Origin of the sequence: Bacillus sp. FSL K6-1033 (assembly GCF_038630765.1) — a bacterium.
GTDB lineage: Bacteria > Bacillota > Bacilli > Bacillales > Bacillaceae > Bacillus > Bacillus altitudinis.
Genome location: NZ_CP152041.1, coordinates 2,939,995 through 2,960,604 on the forward strand (window position 1 = coordinate 2,939,995; position 20,610 = coordinate 2,960,604).

Here is a 20,610-nt window from a genome sequence, read left to right on the forward strand (position 1 = left end):
GAATAATTCCTCCCTTAACGTTTATCAATTTTATTTGTAATCAAATCACCGATTATTTGAATGATAAAGACGATGATCAGAATAAACACAGTGGCTACAAGTGTGACATCTGTATTACCAGATTGGTATCCTTCTACATAAGCAAGGTCACCCAGTCCGCCTGCTCCAATTGCTCCTGCAATCGCAGTAGAGCCAATAAGAGCAATCGCTGTTACAGTAATTCCTGAAATAAGGGCTGGCAGTGATTCTGGCAGCAATACTTTGAAAATAATTGTCGACGTTTTTGCTCCCATAGATCGTGCTGCTTCAATGACTCCTTTGTCTACTTCACGCAGTGCAATTTCAACAAGACGTGCGTAGAAAGGGGCTGAGCCAATGACAAGGGCTGGTAATGCTGCATTTGGGCCTAAAATTGTATGCATTAAAAATTTCGTAAACCCTAGTAAAAGAATAATTAAAATGATAAAAGGAATCGATCTGAAAATGTTGACGACTCCGCCGATGACAGCATTGATCGGTTTATTTTCCCAAAGACCGCCTTTTCCTGTAAGGAAGAGCAGCAGGCCAAGAATAATGCCGATCACAAAGGCAAATGCCAATGAAATGAGTGTCATATAGACCGTTTCACCCGTCGCGTTCCAAATAACCTCTAGATCAACGTTCGGAAACCATTTCTCAAACATGTGTCATCACCTCGATTTCAACCTGTTTGCTTTGGATATAGGCGATGGCTTTTTCAACTTCGTTCTCGTCTCCATTAATATGGATAAAGAGTGTTCCAAACGCGCCTTCCTGCGTTTGAGAAATCTTTCCTTGCAGGATGTTCACATCGACCTTGAAGGATCGAATGATTTCCGTGATCAGCGGCTGTTCGGCAGAATCTCCGATAAAGGACAACCGGACGACCTGACCTTCTTTTACTCTCTCTAGGACGTGCTCGATCGTTTCTTTTGCTTCTTCTGGTTCAGCAAGCTGTTTCACGAATCGTTTCGTCATTTCTTCTTTCGGCTGTCTGAAGACACGTAATACTTCGCCTTCTTCGACAATACGGCCATTCTCCATCACCGCCACACGGTGACAAATTTTGCGAATGACGTGCATTTCGTGTGTGATCAATACAATGGTAAGTCCTAGTCGTTTATTAATATCGGCTAAAAGCTCAAGGATGGAATCTGTTGTTTGTGGATCAAGCGCAGATGTGGCTTCATCACATAGCAGAACTTTTGGATCATTCGCTAATGCTCTCGCAATCCCTACACGCTGCTTTTGTCCGCCGCTGAGCTGAGAAGGATAGGCATTTTCTTTTCCTTCTAAACCGACCAATTTAATCAGTTCGTTTGCACGAGCTCTCCGTTTTGATGTTGGTACACCTGCGATCTCGAGCGGGAACATAATATTTTGTCTCACTGTTCTTGACCAGAGCAAGTTAAAGTGCTGGAAAATCATGCTGATTTCTTGTCTTGCTTTCCGAAGTTTCGTATTCGATACTTCATTGATTCGGTTGCCTGCCACTTCAACGATTCCTTCTGTTGGCAGCTCCAGACCGTTTAATAGGCGAATCAGGGAGCTTTTCCCAGCGCCGCTATACCCGATAATTCCGAATATTTCACCTTTATCGATATCCAAGTTGACGTCTTTCACGGCATCAACATTTCCGCTTTTTGAATGATACGTTTTTGATACATTCTGTAAATGGATCACAGTCTGTTCACCTGCTTTCTTGCTGAATCTATAGGTTGCCATCACATACGTTCATTTATTCTTCCGACTGTTATGACTCTAGCCTGACGCAAGGTCAGTAAAAAAGACCTAACTGCAACGCAAGCAGAAAGGCCTTTTATATCAAATACGCCTTTCTCTCATCTTTCAAAGCGTTGCGGCTTTGAGTGAATTGGCACCAATTTCAGCTATGCTGACGGTTGCCGGGTTTCATAGGGCACGTCCCTCCACCTCTCTTAATAAGAGAAAATATGTTGTTTTATGTGATGTTCATGTTTTTACTAACGTAGAATATCATGCTATCTGAGATATGTCAACGCTGTAAATCGCTAATTTCCAAGTAAACGACTACGTTATCATTTTTCGAAAAAAACCGTTCGTCAGCCAAAGTACCGCTTCTAGTCTAAGAAGTGCTCGAAATGAGCCTTTCACTTTCACTTGTCCTCTGCTGATCAGCTGCTGTAAGGACATGTCTCCATCTAATAATTGCAAAATCTCTTTTCGCTCACCATAAAAGATGAGATCCGATAACTCAATTGCAGGTAGTTTCTTCACTTCACCACGTTCATCCACAATCAATGTACAAGAGTCCGTTTCCGCCTCAAATGTAATCTTCAAGGATGATGATGAGAGCAACGGCTTTAACAATAATCGCTGCCCTGCACTTCCATGGGCTTTCACATTTTCCACATGTATAACCTCCCTGTCATTTGGTTATACATAACATTTCTCTACAAACATCGGCTTGTCCTTTATAAATAGCTCGACAAATTTTCAAATGAATTGCTTGAAATATGACAAAAAACCGCTTTATTTAGCGGTTTCAATCATTTCGTGAAGATATGGAACGGAGTGAAAGGCATAGCCTTTTTGCACGATTTCACCCTTTTTAAACAGGAGAAAGCAAGGGACACTTTCGATCTCAAATGCTTTTGCAAAACTTGGCGAGTAATTTAAGTTATTTTCATAAAAAGGAACTTCCGGCTGCATGGCATCAACCACTGCCAGCATCTTCTTTGCCAGCTGGCATGTTCCGCAAAATGGTGTATATAAGTACAAAAGAAATAAATCGTCCTCTATCTCCTTGAATTCATGCTCTTCAATCTCTTTCATATACGTCACCCTTATAAATATTTCGAATGAACATCAATGTTTGCAGCTAATAGAATAGATGCAATGTGGGCTGACGGTGAAGCGGCCACTTCGCGGTACGTTCTGTCGACAAAAAGATGCAGTGCTTCAGGGAATTCTTTTCGGAATTGCTTCCGCAGTTTGTCGCCAGCATCGTCACTGTCTGCTAATATGTAAACGTCTTTCCCGAATAAATCGTCCACAAGCTGATCCAGCTTCGATGTACTGATCGTGCCATTGGTGCAAATGATGGTAACAGGTTCACTTATGACTTCTTTTAGCTTCTGTTTATCTGATTTACCTTCTACAATGATGACCTTTTCTATCTCGACATTCATCACGATCACCCGGCCCTTTTGACGTTGATTCACTTCTTCCTTAGATTACAATCTTTCATTCGGGTTGTAAAGATTGGGCACTTGATCAACAAAAAGGCTGTAGCATTCACTCACTACAGCCTTATCTGTGATTAGCACCAGCCATTTTCATCGTCACAGTCTACATATTTTTCAGTCCCATGGGTCAACGTATCTGACAGACGATAAAAACGGTTTTGATCATAGGAATAACCTGATTTTAATTCATATTGATTTTCACTAATCATCGTGCCAATCTCTTCGTTTTGATGGTAAAGCACCATGCCGCTCTCTTTGAATCGTCCAGTGACATGCTCTGTTATATCCACCTGTTCTTTTTGAAAAGACAAATTGGACACCCCCCATAAAGGTAGAGTGTCCAATTTCACATGAATTAGTCTTCTTTTGTCATTTCTTCATATTGCTCAGCAGTCATTAAGTTCTCGATTTCAGATGCATCCGCTGGCTCTACTACGATCATCCAAGCTTTTTCGTATGGAGAGTCGTTGACGAACTCTGGGCTGTCATCAAGCTCGTCGTTTACTTCAACGATTGTGCCGTTAATCGGTGCGTATAGTTCAGAAACTGTTTTGACTGATTCTACACTTCCGAAAGGCTCGTCCGCTGTGATTTTGTCTCCTACTTCAGGAAGCTCAACGAACACGATATCCCCTAGCTCAGATTGAGCAAAATGCGTAATACCGATACGCACCTTATCTCCTTCTACTTTGACCCATTCGTGTTCTTCTGAATAACGTAAATCTTTTGGTGTGCTCATTTCATACCCCTCCAGTCTTTTCTTACAATCTATATTGAAGATACCACAATCTGAATGAAAGTTACATCATTTCCAGACGCTTTTAAATGTATCTTCATTAAATCCAACTGTCACTCGTTTGCCGTCTGTTGTAATTGGACGCTTGATCAGCATTCCATTAGACGCAAGTAATTCAAGCTGCTCGTCCTCTGACATTGCAGGAAGTTTATCTTTCAGCTGCAGCTCTCTGTATTTCTGACCGCTCGTATTAAAGAATTTCTTCAGCTCTAAACCGCTTTTTTCGTAAAGGGCTTTTAATGTGTCTTTATCAGGCGTCTCTTCGACGATATGTATGCTGTTGATGTCTTTATTGTGTTCTTCCAGCCATTTCTTTGCTTTTCGGCATGTACCGCAAGATGGGTATTCGTAAAAATCTAAAGCCACCATTTTCACCTCCTGCAAATAGTGACAACATTTTATCACAAAACATGTTAAAAACCTAAATGTATGCTTACAAAAAGGTGCGACATGATATCCGCACCTTTTAAGCCGTCTTATACGATATATTTCTCTGCTTCAAAGATTCGTTTCGCCACCTCACGCTTTTTCGCAATGACATTCATTGGTGTGAATCTTGTCAGCTTGCGAAGGGCTGACAGACTCATACGGAGTGAATCTCCTTCTTCCATGGCAATCAATGATTCTTTCGCATGAGCTTCAATCTTTAAAAAGGCTTCCTGTGTGAAAATTTGTGTATACGCAAGCTTTTGTGCATTTTTTTCTGCGCCTGATGCAGCAATTGCTTTTTCCGTACGCAAGACCGCCGACTCAGCAGCAAAGAGTTCATTGACGATATCTGCTATATTCACAAGGATTTCTTGCTCTTTATCTAATGCTTTTCCATACTTCATCGCCGCCATTCCAGATACCATTAAGGCGATCTTTTTCGCATGGGAAAGTAAGTATTTCTCTTGATCAAGCGGCTGATCACCCGGCTCTTCCGGCATCATCATCATCAGCTCTTCCTGCAGGGTTTGCGCTTTTTGAAGAAGCGGAAGCTCTCCTTTCATCGCTTTCTTCAAGAATGTGCCTGGCACAAGCAATCGGTTAATTTCGTTCGTTCCTTCAAAAATACGGTTAATTCGTGAGTCGCGATAGGCTCTTTCGACTTCGTATTCTTGCATGAAACCATATCCGCCGTGAATCTGCACACCTTCATCCACAATGTAATCGAGCGTTTCAGAGCCAAGCACTTTACAAAGAGAGCATTCAATCGCATATTCTGCGATGGATTGCGCAATTTGTTTCCCATCCTTTTGCTCCTCGTCACTTAACAGACCCATTCTTTGTTCAAATAACCCGACTGTGCGGTATACAGCACTTTCCATGGCATAGAGCTTTGCCGACATGTTGGCTGCTTTTTCGCCAATTAAGCTAAATTGAGAAATTGGTGTTTTAAACTGCTTACGCTGATTGGCATACTCTGCCGATAATTGAATGACTCGTTTTGATGCACCGATTGTCCCTACAGCCAGCTTATAGCGTCCAATGTTTAAAATGTTAAAGGCAATGACATGACCTCTGCCTGCTTCACCAAGCAAATTCTCCTTTGGCACTTCGGCATCTTCAAGGATTAACGTTCTCGTCGAGGACCCTTTAATGCCCATCTTTTTCTCTTCAGGTCCTGTTTTGACTCCAGGAAAATCCTTTTCTACGATGAAAGCAGAGAAGTGTTCACCATCAATCTTCGCATACACGACAAACACATCGGCAAATGCGGAGTTTGTGATCCATTGTTTTTCCCCATTGAGGACATAATGTGTTCCAGCTTCATTCAGGACTGCCGTTGTTTTCGCACCTAGCGCATCAGAACCTGACCCTGGCTCTGTTAGGGCATATGCCGCAATTGTTTCTCCAGAGGCGAGTCCTGGCAGGTACTTTTCCTTTTGCGATTGATTGCCGAACAGCACGATCGGCAAAGAACCGATCCCGACATGGGCGCCGTAAGAAAGAGAGAAGCTGCCTGCTCTTGCAAATTTTTCAGTAATGATGGCTGAGCTGATTTTATCTAGCCCCAGCCCGCCAAATTCCTCAGGAACATCCGCACCAAGCAGGCCAAGCTCTCCAGCCTTTTTCAAGAGACGAACAGAATGCTCGAATTCATGATTTTCAATTTGATCTATATGCGGAACGACATCTTGTAAAATGTAATCTTCTGTTGTTTTCCCGATCATTTGATGTTCATCAGAGAAATCCTCTGGTGTAAAGATATGCTCATAATTCGTCTCATCAATTAAGAAACTGCCACCCTTTTTTACATCTTCCATTGCTTTCATCCTGTTTTCCCCCTTTAGATCAATTCAAAAATGCCTGCCGCTCCCATGCCCCCGCCGATACACATCGTCACAATACCAAATTGTTCATTTCGCCGTTTCATTTCATGAATGAGGGACAGCGTGAGTTTCGTTCCTGTACAGCCTAGCGGATGTCCTAAGGCAATGGCGCCGCCGTTGACATTTACCTTCTCTTCATCGATCCCTAAATGACGAATGACTTGAATCGCCTGAGAAGCAAATGCTTCATTCAATTCAAACAGCCCGATGTCCTTCAGCTCTAGACCAGCGATTTTCAGTGCACGCGGAATGGCTTCAACCGGCCCAATTCCCATGACTTCAGGTGGTACACCGCCAACAGCAAACGCCCTGAACTTGGCAAGCGGCTGAAGAGAAAGAGAAGATGCTTTTTCGCGATCCATCATCATGACACATGCCGCTCCATCACTCGTCTGCGAAGAGTTTCCTGCAGTCACTGTGCCTTTTGTTGAGAAGGCAGGTCGTAACGTTGAGAGAACCTCCTCTGTTGTGCCCGCTCTGACACCTTCATCTTGTGAGAACGTAAATTGGCGTTCTTCTAGTTGATACTGCTCTCCTACCCGTCTTTCTGTCACATCAACGGGAACAATTTCATCTGAAAATTTCCCTTCTTGAAGTGCCTTTGCTGCCTTTTGATGGCTCCTCACCGCAAAAGCATCTTGATCTTGTCGTGTGACCTGATACTTTTGCGCCACTTGCTCCGCTGTGTGGCCCATGCTCATATAGTATTCAGGCGCTTGCTCTGCCAAAAGAGCGTTTGGACGAATGGAGTGACCCATCATTGGGACTTGCGACATCGATTCGACGCCTCCAGCTAAAATGGTTTCTGCCTGCCCAAGCATAATTCGTTCACCCGCATAAGCAATTGACTGCAGACCTGAAGAGCAATAGCGGTTAATGGTAATAGCAGGTACTGTATATGGCAAACCTGCTAACGCCCCAATATTCCTGGCTACATTCAGCCCTTGCTCTGCTTCTGGTGTCGCACATCCGATGATTAAATCATCGATTGTTCCATCATAATCACCGGCACGCTTTAGCGTTTCTTTTACACACAATGCGCCCATATCATCAGGTCTGACATGTTTTAATGATCCTTTTTTGGCTTTCCCTACTGGTGTTCTTGCGCCAGCTACAATCACTGCTTCTCTCATTTTGACTCCCCCCTAGTTACGTAAAGGTTTTCCTTTAACGAGCATGTGCTGCATGCGTGCCTGAGATTTGACTTCCCCTACAAGACTTAAAAAGGCTTCTCTTTCAAGCTCTAATAAGTATTGTTCATCCACCTCTGTACCAAATGGCAATTTGCCGCCAGAAATGACATGCGCTAGTTTTTTCGCAATGGTCATGTCATGGTCTGAAATGTATCCAGACAATCTCATATTTTCAGCAGCCAGCACCATTGCTGCGTAGCCTGTTTCCCCCATCACGGGCACCTTTTGCTTCAGCGGTGCACGATAACCCGCTTCATCAAGATAAAGAACGAGTTGTTTCGCATCATGGATTAAATGATCACCATTCATGCTGATCCGGTCATTTACTCGGAGCATCTTCATATCACGCGCTTCCTCTGCTGATGTAGATACCTTTGCCATCGCAATGGCTTCAAAGGTTTGTAGCGCAGCATCTTGGATCGCAGTTGCTGATGGCTTTTCCGCTCCTTGCAGATGGCGAATATAGAGTTCTTTGTTTCCGCCTCCGCCCGGTATGAGTCCGACCCCCGCTTCAACAAGTCCCATATACGTTTCACTGGACGCTTGGATAGCGGCTGCTGGTAGACAAAGCTCCGTCCCTCCGCCAAGTGTCATACCAAACGGTGCAGCCACAACTGGACGGTCACTATACTTCACCTTCATCATCGCCTGCTGGAACCTGCGAATGACAAAATCAATTTCAAAGAAGTTGTCGTCCTGTGCTTCCATTAAAATTAAGGCGAGATTCGCACCAACACAGAAGTTCTTTCCTTGGTTGCCGATGACCAGCCCTTTATAATTCTTTTCTGTTTCATCTACAGCACGGTTGATCATATCAATGACATCAAGCCCAATGGCATTGCTTTTCGAATGAAATTCAAGCAAGGCAACATCATCCCCGATATCGATCAAGCTTGCACCCGTATTTTTAAAAATGACATCGTGTTTCTTTTTCAATCTAGCTAATGAAATATTCTTGTCGTTTCCCTTTTCCTGTTCATAAGCACCATTCTGATAAAATGCACGGTCTCCTTCGGCATTTTCTTGATAGAACGTGTCATGTCCTTCTGAAAGCATATCTTGCACCCAGGTCGGGATGCTGTGCCCTTCCGCTTCCATTCGACTGACGGCTTTTTTCACACCAATCGCATCCCACAGCTCGAACGGGCCATGCTGCCAGCCAAATCCCCATTTCATGGCGTTATCGATGGACTGAATATCATCCGAAATGTCGCCTTTTAGATGAGCTGAATAAAGAAGAACAGGTGCGGTCATATTCCAAAGCAATTGCCCAGCACGGCCATCTTGATAAATAAGCGCTTTCAATTTCGCTTTTGTCCCCTTTTGCTGCTTGGCAATGTCAATGCCCGGATCCTTTAGCTTTGTCCGTTCTCCGTATGTGAGTGTGACAGGATCAAGCTCTAAAATGGTCTTCCCATTTTTTTGATAAAATCCTTGCCCTGCTTTGCTGCCGATCCACCCTTTTTCAAGCATTCTTTCCATAAACTCAGGCAGCTGAAAAATATCTTTTTCCTTTCCTTCTACCTGTTCATACACATTGCGGGCTACATGAGAAAATGTGTCGAGCCCCACCACATCAAGTGTGCGGAAGGTCGCACTTTTCGGTCTGCCAATAAGAGGACCTGTGACAGAATCGACCTCTCCGATCGTGTATTTGTTCTCAAGCATTTCACGCACTGTGACAAGAAGCCCATAAGTGCCAATGCGGTTGGCAATAAAGTTCGGTGTATCTTTTGCTTCGACCACACCCTTGCCAAGTACATCTTCACCAAATGTTTTCATATATGAGAGTACTTCTGGATCTGTTTCTTGAATAGGAATTACTTCTAAAAGCTTTAAATAACGAGCTGGGTTAAAAAAATGAGTGCCTAAAAAGTGGCGTTTAAAATCAGCTGATCGGCCTTCTGCCATTTTTTCAACAGAAATACCGGATGTATTGCTGGATACGATGCTGCCTTCTTTGCGGTGTTCGTCGATGAGAGAGAATACGTGTTGTTTAATGCTGAGCTTTTCAGTGACGACTTCAATGATCCAGTCAGCATCGTGTAATAAGGAAAGGTGATCTGTGAGATTTCCGGGTGTGATGTATGATAGGTTTTTGGCTGAAGTAAGAGGTGCTGGCTTTTGCTTTAACAATTTTTTCATTGCGTCTTGGCTTAATCTATTTCGAACACTAGGGTGATCAAGCGTTAGCTTTTTTGCCGTTTCTTCCTTTGTCAGTTCATTTGGCACAATATCTAGCAATGTTACTGGTATCCCGATATTGGCTAGATGTGCAGCAATGCCTGAGCCCATGACACCTGAACCAATGACAGCCGCCTTGCGAATATGTTTGCCCATAAATATCCCCCTAAACATTTTGAATGAACAGTCATTCATTTTTTGTCCAAAAAAAAGCAATGCCTCTTTCTTTATCTTAAAAGATTTTCCGAAACAGTTCAATAGCAGATTTCAAAAATTTACACATTCTCATGCGCCTTTCTTTACAGCGTATGAATTAAAGACGAGGGGGAATTGTAAGAATGGAGGTGATGTCCACATGTCTCGTTTGCAAAAGAACCCATCAAAAGCAGGCGTAAGTGCTGCAAGTGTGAAAGGAAACGCAGGTCCATCACAAGAAGCAGACCTAGGCGGTAAAAAGACCAGTCAAAATCAGCAATATAAAAAGAAATCGTAAGGAGGAACACATCTTGAACAACCAGCAAATGAATATGCCCCCACAGGTGATTTCAGTAAAGGATTCCTTGTACCTAGAGGATATGCTGAACTGGAATTTGATTGCGATGAAAAAGGCCCACTTTATGGCCGAGCATTGTCAGGATCAAACATTGAAACAAGAACTCAATCAAGTTGGTCAAATGCATCATCAGCATTACACACAAATTCTTCAGCATTTAGGCAGCTCAGAGCAAGGCCAGTCTTCTGGCTTTATGCAATAGGAGGTAACAGACATGGAACAGCAAAACCAACAAAAAATCGGGAATCCACAAACGTCGGTTCCAACCACTACGAACATGAACGATCGCGACTTTGTCACAGACCTGTTGTCGACTGAAAAATATATGACAAACGGATATAACACAGCGCTCAATGAATTCAGCCATGAATCTCTTTACCAAGATATTCAGCGAATTGCGCTAGAAACACAAAAAACGCAAAGACATTTATATGATGTCATGTTCAAATATGGCTGGTACTCTGTCGAAGCTGCTGAACAGCAAAAGCTCCAGCAGGCACACCAGAAATTCCAGCAAACACTGACTGATCAATCACCGTACGGATCATCACCCATGTCATAAAGAAAAACTGCCAGTTTGAGCTGGCAGTTTTTTAACGGTCTTTATTCGCACGATGAGCTTCATTTAATTGCTTGATCCGCTGAATGGTTTCTTTGATGTCTTCTTTTGCCTCTGGATACGTGTCATTAAAATGCTTGGCTAAAGGCGGCATGCTTTTGGCAATATGAGAATAGATGATCCACTGCGTGACATCTCTTTTCAGTTCCTCATTCGTTTCACCAAGCAGCAGCTCTGTATATTTATCAAGCAGGCCTTCGAGCTTTTCATCTAATTCATTTCCCATTGGTATTCCGCTCCTTTTTTCAGAAAAAAGCCTGACTCTGCGTGTAACAGATGTCAGGCTTTTCACATACGATTATCTTGCAGCAAGAAATGTCTCAGCTTGTGCCTGTTGGACAATACAGCGTCCTCTGCCGTGCGGAATACATAACGGTGTTCCGAATAAAGGATCTGTTGTGACTTGGCAGTTCATATCAAAGACATTTTTCACAAGATCACAGTTAATGACAGTTTCCGGTCTTCCTTCTGCATAAATCGACTTGTCTTTAATGGCCACAAGGTGATGCGCATATCTGCAAGCGAGATTGAGGTCATGCAGAACCATGACAATCGTGCGCTGCTCTTTTTCATTTAAATCAAAAAGAAGATCCAGGATTTCAATTTGGTGCGTCATGTCTAAATACGTTGTTGGCTCATCTAATAGAATAATATCCGTCTCCTGAGCCAGTGTCATCGCAATCCATGCACGCTGCCTTTGTCCACCTGATAATGAATCAACCGTTCGATCAGCAAGGTCTTCCATCTTCGTTGACTTCAGTGCACGATTTACCGCTTCTTCATCTTGCTTTGACCATTGCTTCAGCCAATTTTGATAAGGATATCGCCCTTGCTTGACGAGCTGATGCACCGTTAATCCTTCTGGCGCTTCTGGTCCTTGCGGAAGAATGGCGAGCTGTTTCGCCACTTCCTTTGTTGGTAATTTTGCAATGGAATGACCTTCAAGAAGGACAGAACCACCCATTGGCTTCATGAGACGGGCCAAAGAGCGAAGTAGCGTGGATTTACCGCATCCATTGCTGCCAATAAATACTGTGATTTCACCCTTAGGGATTGACACATTTAGTTCGTCTATGATCATTGTTTCTCCGTAACCTAAGCTTAAACCTTCAGTAGAAATGGCACTCATTCCGCTCAAACGCTCCTTTTCTCATCCAAATTTTTTATATTGAATATCGTCTATGTAGACGTCAAAGATCACTTATCTCAATTTAGTGTATCAGATTTAAGTGATCTTGAAAATCATTTTCAATTAAAAAATGAGAAAGTCTCGTTTACTTTTTCTTTTCGAATGCGCGTTTTGTCCCATCTTCGAGCTTGATATCGACTCGTATCCGCTGATAATCATCATCTAAATTAAAAGCAGATAATAATTCATTGACATATGTTTCGTTCAGCTTTGCACTAGGAATCGACATATCATTGAGCTTCATCTTCATTTCACGTAAAGCTTCTTCTCCTTCATAGCGGACACCATTCATATGATCTCGAATTAGTGCTTCTTCTCTTCCACCAGCTTGACGATAGGTAGCTTCATATAATTCGCTTTTTTGTCCATATTGTACGTGCAATTGCAAATGCTGAAATGGCAATTCCTTCATTTGAACAGCTGACAGACTTTCAGCTTCTGCTTCATGTGGATGTTGTATTGGTTCGATTGAACGACAGCCAGACAGCATAAAGAACAGCACTCCTAGCAGTCCCGCCTTCTTCCAGCACATCATGTGTTTCCTCCTATTTCATAGCATCGTTTTTTATTCTTCTCCAAGCCCCTTTTCGTTATTCAATAAAACAGCAGACTATGGTAGATTAAAACAAAAAGGAGAACCGGAAGATGAATAAAACAGCCATTGTGACTGGTGCCAACAGCGGTTTTGGAAAACTCATCACACTGCGTCTCGCTCAGCAAGGGTACACTGTGATTGCTGGCGTAAGACAGGAGACCAATGCGAAAAATCTTGCCGAAGAAGTAAAGAACGCCGCTTTATCCGAATCAATACATATTGAAGCATTAGATGTGACAGATACACAGTCCATTCAAGCATTTCAGAAAAGGCTTAATGCCTATGCTCCAATTCACTTGCTTGTGAACAATGCGGGAACGGCCTATGCTGGTTTTGCTGAAGAGGTGCCTGTTGATCAGTACCGAGAGCAATTCGAAGTCAATGTCTTTGGTGTGGTGGAAATGACACAAGCAGTCCTTCCGTTGATGACGAGCGGTGCAAAGATATTCAATATGAGCAGTATCAGCGGACTCATGGGAATGCCCGCACTCTCTCCATATGTATCGTCAAAGTTTGCGCTAGAGGGCTATACAGAGAGTTTGCGAATTGAGCTGGCTTCGTTTGGCATTCAGGCCGCTTTGATTGAGCCGGGTTCTTTCCAAACGAACATTTGGAACACCTCCATGAATGAGCAAATGACGCCGCCTGCAGAAGGTTCTAAATACACAGCTATTTATCAAAAGATGATGTCCTATATAGAGGCGCAAAAAAACAACTATGGAGATCCCGGTGAAGTTGCAGAGCTTGTGGTTTCGCTTGCAGAGAAGAAGCGACTAAAGAAGCTAAGGTATCTTGTGGGGAAAGGTGTTCGGCTTTCATTCATAGCAAAGCAGCTCCTGCCTTGGAATGTATGGGAAAACATTATTTTACGGACACTATCCTCAAAAAAATAGACACAAAAAAACAGGTGGATCGATTATCCACCTGTCAGCGTGTAGACAAACCCTCGCATTCGTTGTCAGTCCTGCGCGCTGGTACTCACGAATGTCAAATTCGCTCCGTGCCAGTACTCGTCCTTCCTAGACTGCAAAGGCTTTCTATCACGCTGAAAAAAAGAAGACAAAGGGCTAAAATAAAGTTCATTTTAGCCCTTTGTCAACAATCTAACAGGTGGATCTTTTATCCACCTGTTTTCTTTTATTCGTTATCAGACTGCCCAAGGGTAATATCAAGATTTTTGTTCTTTCCATCACGGATGACAGTCATTGTCGTTTTATCGCCAATTTTTGTTTCTTTATAAAGGATTTCTTTCAGTTGTGAGCTATTCGCTACATCTTTTCCTTTGAACTTGATGATGACATCTCCAGACTTCAAGCCTGCTTTTTGTGCAGGAGATCCTTTTGAAACATCTTTTACATAGATGCCTTTACCGATTTGTTTATCAAATAGGCCAAGTGTATTTTCCTGATACGTTTCAGGCACTTGCTCAAGGTCAATCATTTGTACGCCAAGGTAAGGACGTTCGACTTTTCCATTTTTCAACAGCTGATCTACGATCGGTTTGACATCGTTACTTGGGATCGCAAATCCGAGTGATTCTACTCCGCTTTCGCTAATTTTCAAGCTGTTGATGCCGATGACTTGACCGTCTGTATTGATCAGCGGACCGCCACTGTTTCCAGGGTTAATGGCTGCATCTGTTTGAAGCACATTCATCTCAACGGTTCCAGATGATGTATTGGCTTCAACGGTACGATCGAGACCACTAATAATCCCTTCTGTTACTGTACCAGAGAACTGCGCACCGAGCGGGTTCCCGATTGCGATGACTTTGTCTCCAGCCCGAAGCTTAGAAGAATCTCCAAAGCTTGCAACTTTATCAATGCCGTCAGCATTTATTTCCACGACAGCTAAATCTGTCATTACGTCACTGCCGACAAGCTTCGCATCTTTTGTTTTTCCATCGTATAGTGTGACCTTTAATTTATTGGCACCCTCGACTACATGGTTATTTGTGATAATGTATGCTTTTTTGCCATCTTTTTTGAAGATGACACCAGAACCCGTTCCAGCTTCTGCTTCAGTTGAATCACCGCTAAGACCGAACGAGTTTTGTGTAGATTGATAGTTTGAGACCCCTACAATCGTCGGCTCTAAATCTTCTACCATATCAGCAACATTCGTCGCATTGGTGATTTGTTTTGTTGAGAAATTTTCAGATGAAGCCGGTTCGCTTGATGCTGTTTGGGTTTGAGTGTTTGCCGCTGTATCTTGTGACTGCGGTAAAAGCGGTGTAATGCCAAGCACAAGACCGCCTCCAATAATCCCTCCAAGAATAGGACTCAGCCATGCAGCCTTCCGTTTTTTCTCCTTTTTAGACGAACGGTCATCAATCACTTGAGGAGATTCGTTTGTCACCCTCTCCTGAGAGGCAGATGCTTCGTTTTCATGATGGTGAAAAACGAGTTCTTTCTCTTTTTCTGGTTCTTCTATTTGTTTCTCATTCTCTTGATGTGCGTGTTCTTGATCATTCATCTTTTTCTCTTCATCTTCTCTTCGGAAATCCATCGCTTGCACTCCTTTGCATCATTTTCATCAAATGCTTCATTCATATGTCTAGACAGGACTCATGTCCTCTTAATGGCAATATCATTGAAAAATTCTTTATGACAATATGTCAAATTATATAATACTTATTCATAGAAAAAAAGCAAGGTGCGCACATTGGTGAAAAGCACCTATTCATTAGCCTTTTGTCTATGCCCTTTTTTCCCTTGAGCTTATCATAAACAAACATTATGGGATAATGATGAGAAGAATATGTGAAATTGTGAAAAAAGCGTGTGATTGTTGACATGCCGCCTTTGTATCCCGTTATAATGACGTTGAGAGGATGTGGAAGACTTTGTCGTACACCATTTATTTAGTTGAAGATGAGCAGAATTTAAATGAACTGTTGACCAAATATTTAGAGAGTGAAAATTGGAATGTGTCCTCTTTTTTAACCGGAGAAGCGGCACGCAAAGCAATGAACAAGCCCCCGCATCTATGGATTTTAGATATTATGCTGCCTGATACAGACGGCTACACACTTATTAAAGAAATCAAAGCAGCCTCGCCTGACGTACCGGTCATTTTTATTTCGGCACGTGATGCAGATATTGATCGTGTGCTTGGCTTAGAACTCGGGAGCAGTGATTATATTGCAAAACCCTTTCTTCCGCGCGAGCTGATCATCCGCGTGCAAAAGCTGCTGGAGCTTGTATATAAAAACAGTAACACACCGCAGCAAAGCGTCACACCCGTTTCTTCCTATATCATTCATGAGGACGTAAGAGAGGTGTATGAAGGAGATCAGCTGATTAACTTAACGTCTAAGGAATTTGATTTGCTGCTCTTATTTACCCATCATCAAGGACATGCCTTTTCCCGGGAAGATATCCTCGTTAAGATCTGGGGGCACGATTACTTCGGGACAGATCGTGTGGTCGATGATCTTGTCAGACGGCTGCGCAAAAAAATGCCTGACTTAAAAGTCGAGACCATTTATGGATTTGGCTATAGGATGCTAAAAGGATGAAGAACAAACCGCTCGCTTTTCAAATTTGGGTTGTCATCTCTGGCATTTTACTCACCATTTCGATTGTCCTGATCATTTTATTTTCAAATACATTACGCAGCTTCTTTACGAATGAAATTTATAAAAACATCGAAAACGAGCAGCAAGTGTTAACAGAATACCCTCTGAATCGAGACGGCTCACCAAAGTCGACACCAGAAAACCGCTCGGTTCAGCACATTCTGATTCCGTCAGATGAATTAAATCAAATGGCTCAGTTTTTCCCGCATGCTTTTATTGAAAAAGTACAGTCCTTTGTTAAAAAACAAAAAAGCGCAACAAAACGCTATTCTGAAGAAGTGAATGGTCAGCATATCTTTTTTGTGATTAAAAAAGTCTCAACAGGCAATACACAATATATTCTCTTGTCATATGCACCAGATTCTTATCGAGATGACTTGTCCTTTACGCTGTTTAAACAGCTGATATTCATCTTAGGAACGGTTATTTTACTAAGCTGGATTCCATCGATTTGGCTCGCCCGCTACTTATCACGTCCAATCGTCGCGTTTGAAAAGCACGTCAAGCGCATTGCACAAGAAGACTGGGACGATCCTGTGATTGTTGACCGGCAAGATGAAATTGGCAAACTGGGGCATACGATTGAAGAAATGAGACAAAAGCTCATTCAAAAGGATGAAACAGAACGAACACTTTTGCAAAATATATCACACGACTTAAAAACACCTGTAATGGTCATCCGCGGTTATACGCAGTCTATTAAAGATGGAATTTTTCCTAAAGGAGATCTTGAACAAACGGTGGAAGTGATTGAAGGCGAAGCGGAAAAGCTTGAGAAGAAAATCAAAGATTTGCTGTATTTAACAAAGCTTGATTATTTATCAAAACAACATCCGGCGCATTCTCCCTTCCTTGTTAGTAATACAATGCTGGAAGTGGTTGACCGTTTACGCTGGTCGAAAAATGAATTGCAGTGGAACGTGGACTTAGATGATGAGGCTGCACTTGAAGGCGATCCAGAACAATGGAGCAAATTATTTGAAAATGTCTTAGAAAATCAACTTCGCTACGCAAAAAGTAAAATTGACATTCATATGAAGCAGGGAGAGGATCAAATCCGCATCGTTATTCGTAATGATGGCCCTCCAATTGAAGAACACATGCTATCCAGCCTATACGAACCTTTTAGTAAGGGAAAAAAGGGCGAATTCGGCATTGGATTAAGCATTGTCAAACGAATTCTTTCAATGCATCAAGCGTCCATATCAATTGAAAATGATGAACTAGGTGTACGCTATACGATCACTGTTCCAAAGAAGAGGCTGTAGGTTTTAAACCGCAGTCTTTTTTAGATGAATGAATACCCATTGAAATCCCGGTATGTGGCTTTGATCTTCTTGCCAGCTTGATACATCCATTTCTTTTCAATTGTTGTCTCTTTCGGCATTTTGACTTTTTCTACTTGAATTCCTTTTGCTTTCAAGCGTCTAATCATATCATCGATTTCTCTCATGGAACATCATCCTTTCACATATTTTGACCAGTTGGTCACCTTACTTTATAATATAAAGAATTACACTGTAAAAAACAAGTTACAATCTGATTAATTTTTGAAAAGTTTTGTCGTTTATGACCGATAAGTCACATCTCTTTGCGCACGTTTCCTAAGACATTTGTCTCTCGGTAAGAAAGGATGACATTCATATTGAAAAAGAAAGAAAAAATGATCATTGAGGCTGGTATGAAGTTATTTGCCAGCAAAGGCTATAATACAACGTCTGTTCAGGAAATTGCGGATGAATGCCACATGTCAAAGGGTGCGTTTTACCTTTATTTCAAATCGAAGGAAGCACTGCTTATTTCGATCTTGCATTACTATTACGATAAGGTATTTACCCGGATTCATGAGGTTCAAACAGAGGGCGGCACACCAAAAGAAGCCTACCGGAAACAGCTCACTGTCTATTACGATAATATTTTGCAGCAAAAGGATTTTATTAAAATGCAGCTAAGCGACAGGGCGCTCCCATTGAACGAAGAAACGCAGCAGCTTGCAAAGCAAATTCGGCTTGCGACGATTCAGTTGCACATTGATAACATGAAGCAAATGTATGGAGATGCAGCCATTCCTTATATGGCTGATCTTTGTTTAACGATCGAGGGCATGAGTCACGTTTACTTTGAGCTTGCCATTTTATATGATTTTCAGCTCGAAGCAGAGGAGCTTGCCTCAACAATGATTCACCGTATCGATGATCTAATGGGCGGTATGATGAAGCGCAATGACCATCCGCTCATTTCTGTGGACCAAGCAAGCGACTGGTTCGGCCCTATTTATGAACGATCATTTGATCCGCTCACAGAATCTCTATTAAAAGAATTAAGAGAACTGGCAGAAGCACATTATGAAGTAAAAGACGAGCCAGATTTATTTGAAGCGCTTGGCATTTTAGAAAACGAGTTAAACAAACAAAAACCAAGACAAGTCATCGTCAAAGGCATGCTTTATCAATTGAAATTATACACACCGCTTCAGCCGGTCTCCGGCTCCTTATTACGCATTCTAAAAGAAGATCATTTATAAAACCCAGGGCTTGCTTGCCCTGGGTTTATGATTGTGACAAAAACAAACAATCAAACTTCTTTTCTGTGATTTCAGGGAGTTTCCATTAAAAAAACCAGAGGCACAGAGGCCTCTGGTTTTTATTTTGCTTTCGGTGTCACCATTTCTTCTGGTTTCACAAACTCTTCAAACTGCTCTTCTGTTAATAGCTCTAATTGAAGTGCAGCTTCTTTTAACGTTAAACCTTCTTTGTGCGCAAGCTTCGCAATTTTCGCTGCATTTTCATATCCGATGTGCGGGTTCAGTGCCGTCACAAGCATCAATGAATTATTCAGGTTTTTCTCGATTGTTTCTAGGTTTGGTTCAATTCCAACGGCACACTTGTCATGGAATGAGTTCATGCCGTCAGCAAGCAATTCAACTGACTGCAAGAAGTTATAGATGATGACCGGCTTAAATACGTTCAGCTCGAAGTTTCCTTGGCTTGCGGCAAAACCGATCGTTGCATCATTCCCCATGATTTGTGCGGCAACCATTGTTAAAGCTTCACTTTGAGTTGGGTTGACTTTTCCTGGCATAATGGAGCTGCCTGGCTCATTTTCAGGAATGATCAATTCACCAATTCCGCAGCGAGGACCACTTGCAAGCCATCTCACATCATTGGCAATTTTCATTAAGTCAGCTGCAAGAGCTTTAAGCGCACCGTGTGCATATGTGATTTCATCATGGCTTGTGAGCGCATGGAATTTGTTTGGTGAAGAATTGAACGTTTGACCTGTTAACTGGCTGATTTCTTCTGCCACGTATTTGCCAAACTCAGGATGTGCGTTAATTCCTGTCCCAACAGCTGTTCCGCCAATCGCAAGTTCTCTCATTTTTTCAGTAGATTCTAAAATCATTTCTTTTGAACGGTCAAGCATGTACACCCAGCCGCTAATCTCTTGGCCAACTGTAAGAGGTGTTGCATCTTGCAAATGCGTACGGCCAATTTTCACGATTTCTTGGTATGCTTTTGCTTTCTCATCAAGCGTCGCTCTTAACTGGTCAATCGCAGGCAATAGCTTTTTGTACACAGCTAAAACAGCTGCCACGTGCATAGCCGTTGGGAATGTATCATTTGAACTTTGGCTGCGGTTGACATCGTCATTCGGGTGAATGCTGAATTCACTATTTTTATCTTTCAAGTAAGCAGTTGCTCTATTTGCAACGACTTCGTTCATGTTCATGTTACTTTGTGTTCCACTTCCTGTTTGCCATACAACAAGCGGGAAATGCTCGTCATATTTTCCACTGATGATGTCATCACATACAGCAGCAATCGCTTCTGCTTTTTCACTTTCTAAGTTGCCAAGACGTTCGTTGGCAATCGCTGTGCTACGTTTCAAAATTGCAAACGCATTCACAACTTCCTTTGGCATTTTCTCAGAACCGATTTTGAAATTTTCTTTGCTTCGTTGTGTTTGTGCACCCCAGAACTTGTCCTTTGGCACCTTGATTTCGCCCATTGTATCTTTTTCGATTCTAAATTCTGTCATTATGTATCCCTCCATAGCTTCATCACTCAACTCTATTCTATACAAAAAACGAAAATCCTTTAAGCGTTTTCAATTAAAATTTTATCTTTATTTTAATTTTAGTTCAATATAAACACGAACATCTTTGGAATATTTGTATTTCGGATTGGTTTTTCCGTAATCTTTTGACGTATAGATCACCTCATAATGCTTGTCAAACGACTGTAGAATACGGTCGATCTCCTCTTTTGTTCCTGCTAAACGAATTTGCGCCATCTTCTTTCCTCCAACACCGTGATTCTTTCATATACCACAAAATAATGT

25 protein-coding genes and 1 riboswitch are annotated in these 20,610 nt (G+C 42.2%); of the genes, 7 read left to right on the top strand and 18 right to left on the bottom strand.

All coding sequences use genetic code 11. The features are described from left to right. Window positions 1-14 precede the first annotated feature (14 nt). The 11 genes from MHH31_RS15180 to MHH31_RS15230 all read right to left on the bottom strand — a co-directional run bounded on the left by MHH31_RS15180 (window position 15) and on the right by MHH31_RS15230 (window position 9,889). The gene (locus MHH31_RS15180; RefSeq protein WP_268448441.1) at window positions 15-683 is read right to left on the bottom strand and encodes a methionine ABC transporter permease; all 669 of its coding nucleotides are present in this window, start codon (window positions 681-683) and stop codon (window positions 15-17) included. Next, window positions 676-1,701 (bottom strand): methionine ABC transporter ATP-binding protein, encoded by a 1,026-nt coding sequence (locus MHH31_RS15185; protein WP_041508106.1) that lies wholly within the window; start codon window positions 1,699-1,701, stop codon window positions 676-678. Before MHH31_RS15185 ends, MHH31_RS15180 begins: the two co-directional genes overlap by 8 nt. Before the next feature lie 155 nt (window positions 1,702-1,856). Continuing rightward, window positions 1,857-1,965: riboswitch (SAM riboswitch) on the bottom strand. 102 nt (window positions 1,966-2,067) lie between these two features. After that, window positions 2,068-2,409, bottom strand: a complete 342-nt coding sequence (locus MHH31_RS15190) for an SCP2 sterol-binding domain-containing protein (RefSeq protein ID WP_008347033.1) — start codon at window positions 2,407-2,409, stop codon at window positions 2,068-2,070. A 120-nt stretch (window positions 2,410-2,529) separates the two neighbouring features. Further along, window positions 2,530-2,832, bottom strand: a complete 303-nt coding sequence (locus MHH31_RS15195; RefSeq protein WP_007500346.1) for a thioredoxin family protein — start codon at window positions 2,830-2,832, stop codon at window positions 2,530-2,532. Between the two features lie 11 nt (window positions 2,833-2,843). Beyond that, a complete protein-coding gene (locus tag MHH31_RS15200; RefSeq protein WP_008347035.1) occupies window positions 2,844-3,188 on the bottom strand; it encodes a toprim domain-containing protein in 345 nt (114 codons plus the stop codon). Between the two features lie 131 nt (window positions 3,189-3,319). Next, window positions 3,320-3,556 carry a YusG family protein gene (locus tag MHH31_RS15205; RefSeq protein ID WP_008347037.1) on the bottom strand — a complete coding sequence of 79 codons (237 nt, stop codon included), beginning with the start codon at window positions 3,554-3,556 and terminating at the stop codon, window positions 3,320-3,322. A gap of 44 nt (window positions 3,557-3,600) precedes the next feature. Continuing rightward, on the bottom strand, window positions 3,601-3,984 hold the full coding sequence (gcvH, locus tag MHH31_RS15210; RefSeq protein ID WP_008347039.1) for a glycine cleavage system protein GcvH: 384 nt from the start codon (window positions 3,982-3,984) through the stop codon (window positions 3,601-3,603). 66 nt (window positions 3,985-4,050) lie between these two features. Further along, complete coding sequence (locus MHH31_RS15215; RefSeq protein WP_029575395.1) at window positions 4,051-4,407, bottom strand: arsenate reductase family protein; 357 nt, start codon at window positions 4,405-4,407, stop codon at window positions 4,051-4,053. Between the two features lie 110 nt (window positions 4,408-4,517). Then, window positions 4,518-6,299 carry an acyl-CoA dehydrogenase family protein gene (locus MHH31_RS15220; protein ID WP_052320613.1) on the bottom strand — a complete coding sequence of 594 codons (1,782 nt, stop codon included), beginning with the start codon at window positions 6,297-6,299 and terminating at the stop codon, window positions 4,518-4,520. A 14-nt stretch (window positions 6,300-6,313) separates the two neighbouring features. After that, on the bottom strand, window positions 6,314-7,489 hold the full coding sequence (locus tag MHH31_RS15225) for an acetyl-CoA C-acetyltransferase (protein WP_008347045.1): 1,176 nt from the start codon (window positions 7,487-7,489) through the stop codon (window positions 6,314-6,316). A 12-nt stretch (window positions 7,490-7,501) separates the two neighbouring features. Next, on the bottom strand, window positions 7,502-9,889 hold the full coding sequence (locus MHH31_RS15230) for a 3-hydroxyacyl-CoA dehydrogenase NAD-binding domain-containing protein (protein WP_342494958.1): 2,388 nt from the start codon (window positions 9,887-9,889) through the stop codon (window positions 7,502-7,504). 199 nt (window positions 9,890-10,088) lie between these two features. Between MHH31_RS15230 and MHH31_RS15235 the strand changes: the two genes are divergently transcribed. The 3 genes from MHH31_RS15235 to MHH31_RS15245 are packed head-to-tail and all read left to right on the top strand — an operon-like array spanning window position 10,089 to window position 10,848. Beyond that, a complete protein-coding gene (locus MHH31_RS15235; protein ID WP_008347049.1) occupies window positions 10,089-10,226 on the top strand; it encodes a YuzL family protein in 138 nt (45 codons plus the stop codon). 10 nt (window positions 10,227-10,236) lie between these two features. Continuing rightward, entirely contained in the window at window positions 10,237-10,488 is a 252-nt protein-coding gene (locus MHH31_RS15240; protein ID WP_235655693.1) for a hypothetical protein, read from the top strand. 12 nt (window positions 10,489-10,500) lie between these two features. Further along, the gene (locus MHH31_RS15245) at window positions 10,501-10,848 is read left to right on the top strand and encodes a spore coat protein (RefSeq protein WP_342494959.1); all 348 of its coding nucleotides are present in this window, start codon (window positions 10,501-10,503) and stop codon (window positions 10,846-10,848) included. 31 nt (window positions 10,849-10,879) lie between these two features. On the opposite strand, the gene MHH31_RS15250 is transcribed toward MHH31_RS15245, so the two are convergent. The 3 genes from MHH31_RS15250 to MHH31_RS15260 all read right to left on the bottom strand — a co-directional run bounded on the left by MHH31_RS15250 (window position 10,880) and on the right by MHH31_RS15260 (window position 12,626). After that, the gene (locus MHH31_RS15250; RefSeq protein ID WP_008347055.1) at window positions 10,880-11,131 is read right to left on the bottom strand and encodes a YusU family protein; all 252 of its coding nucleotides are present in this window, start codon (window positions 11,129-11,131) and stop codon (window positions 10,880-10,882) included. Window positions 11,132-11,203: 72 nt separating this feature from the next. Continuing rightward, on the bottom strand, window positions 11,204-12,034 hold the full coding sequence (locus tag MHH31_RS15255) for an ABC transporter ATP-binding protein (RefSeq protein WP_008347057.1): 831 nt from the start codon (window positions 12,032-12,034) through the stop codon (window positions 11,204-11,206). 145 nt (window positions 12,035-12,179) lie between these two features. Beyond that, a complete protein-coding gene (locus MHH31_RS15260) occupies window positions 12,180-12,626 on the bottom strand; it encodes a YusW family protein (protein WP_171465740.1) in 447 nt (148 codons plus the stop codon). A 113-nt stretch (window positions 12,627-12,739) separates the two neighbouring features. Here MHH31_RS15260 and MHH31_RS15265 point away from each other — a divergent pair, with 113 nt between their 5' ends. After that, entirely contained in the window at window positions 12,740-13,582 is an 843-nt protein-coding gene (locus MHH31_RS15265) for an oxidoreductase (RefSeq protein WP_342494960.1), read from the top strand. Between the two features lie 244 nt (window positions 13,583-13,826). Here MHH31_RS15265 and MHH31_RS15270 read toward each other — a convergent pair whose 3' ends face one another. Next, window positions 13,827-15,197 carry a trypsin-like peptidase domain-containing protein gene (locus tag MHH31_RS15270; protein WP_041507747.1) on the bottom strand — a complete coding sequence of 457 codons (1,371 nt, stop codon included), beginning with the start codon at window positions 15,195-15,197 and terminating at the stop codon, window positions 13,827-13,829. Between the two features lie 337 nt (window positions 15,198-15,534). On the opposite strand from MHH31_RS15270, the gene MHH31_RS15275 reads away from it, so the two are divergent. Continuing rightward, a complete protein-coding gene (locus MHH31_RS15275; RefSeq protein WP_277687581.1) occupies window positions 15,535-16,209 on the top strand; it encodes a response regulator transcription factor in 675 nt (224 codons plus the stop codon). Next, on the top strand, window positions 16,206-17,537 hold the full coding sequence (locus MHH31_RS15280) for a HAMP domain-containing sensor histidine kinase (protein ID WP_277687580.1): 1,332 nt from the start codon (window positions 16,206-16,208) through the stop codon (window positions 17,535-17,537). The genes MHH31_RS15275 and MHH31_RS15280 overlap by 4 nt, the downstream gene beginning before the upstream one ends. Window positions 17,538-17,557: 20 nt before the next feature. Here MHH31_RS15280 and spxO read toward each other — a convergent pair whose 3' ends face one another. Beyond that, window positions 17,558-17,722, bottom strand: coding sequence for an anti-adapter protein SpxO (gene spxO, locus MHH31_RS15285; RefSeq protein ID WP_008347070.1), 165 nt, complete (start codon window positions 17,720-17,722; stop codon window positions 17,558-17,560). Between the two features lie 192 nt (window positions 17,723-17,914). Here spxO and MHH31_RS15290 point away from each other — a divergent pair, with 192 nt between their 5' ends. Beyond that, window positions 17,915-18,793 carry a TetR/AcrR family transcriptional regulator gene (locus tag MHH31_RS15290; RefSeq protein WP_249670069.1) on the top strand — a complete coding sequence of 293 codons (879 nt, stop codon included), beginning with the start codon at window positions 17,915-17,917 and terminating at the stop codon, window positions 18,791-18,793. A 119-nt stretch (window positions 18,794-18,912) separates the two neighbouring features. On the opposite strand, the gene fumC is transcribed toward MHH31_RS15290, so the two are convergent. Next, window positions 18,913-20,307, bottom strand: a complete 1,395-nt coding sequence (gene fumC, locus MHH31_RS15295; RefSeq protein ID WP_050826600.1) for a class II fumarate hydratase — start codon at window positions 20,305-20,307, stop codon at window positions 18,913-18,915. Window positions 20,308-20,394: 87 nt separating this feature from the next. Then, a complete protein-coding gene (locus MHH31_RS15300) occupies window positions 20,395-20,562 on the bottom strand; it encodes a YvzF family protein (protein ID WP_342494961.1) in 168 nt (55 codons plus the stop codon). Window positions 20,563-20,610 lie beyond the last annotated feature (48 nt).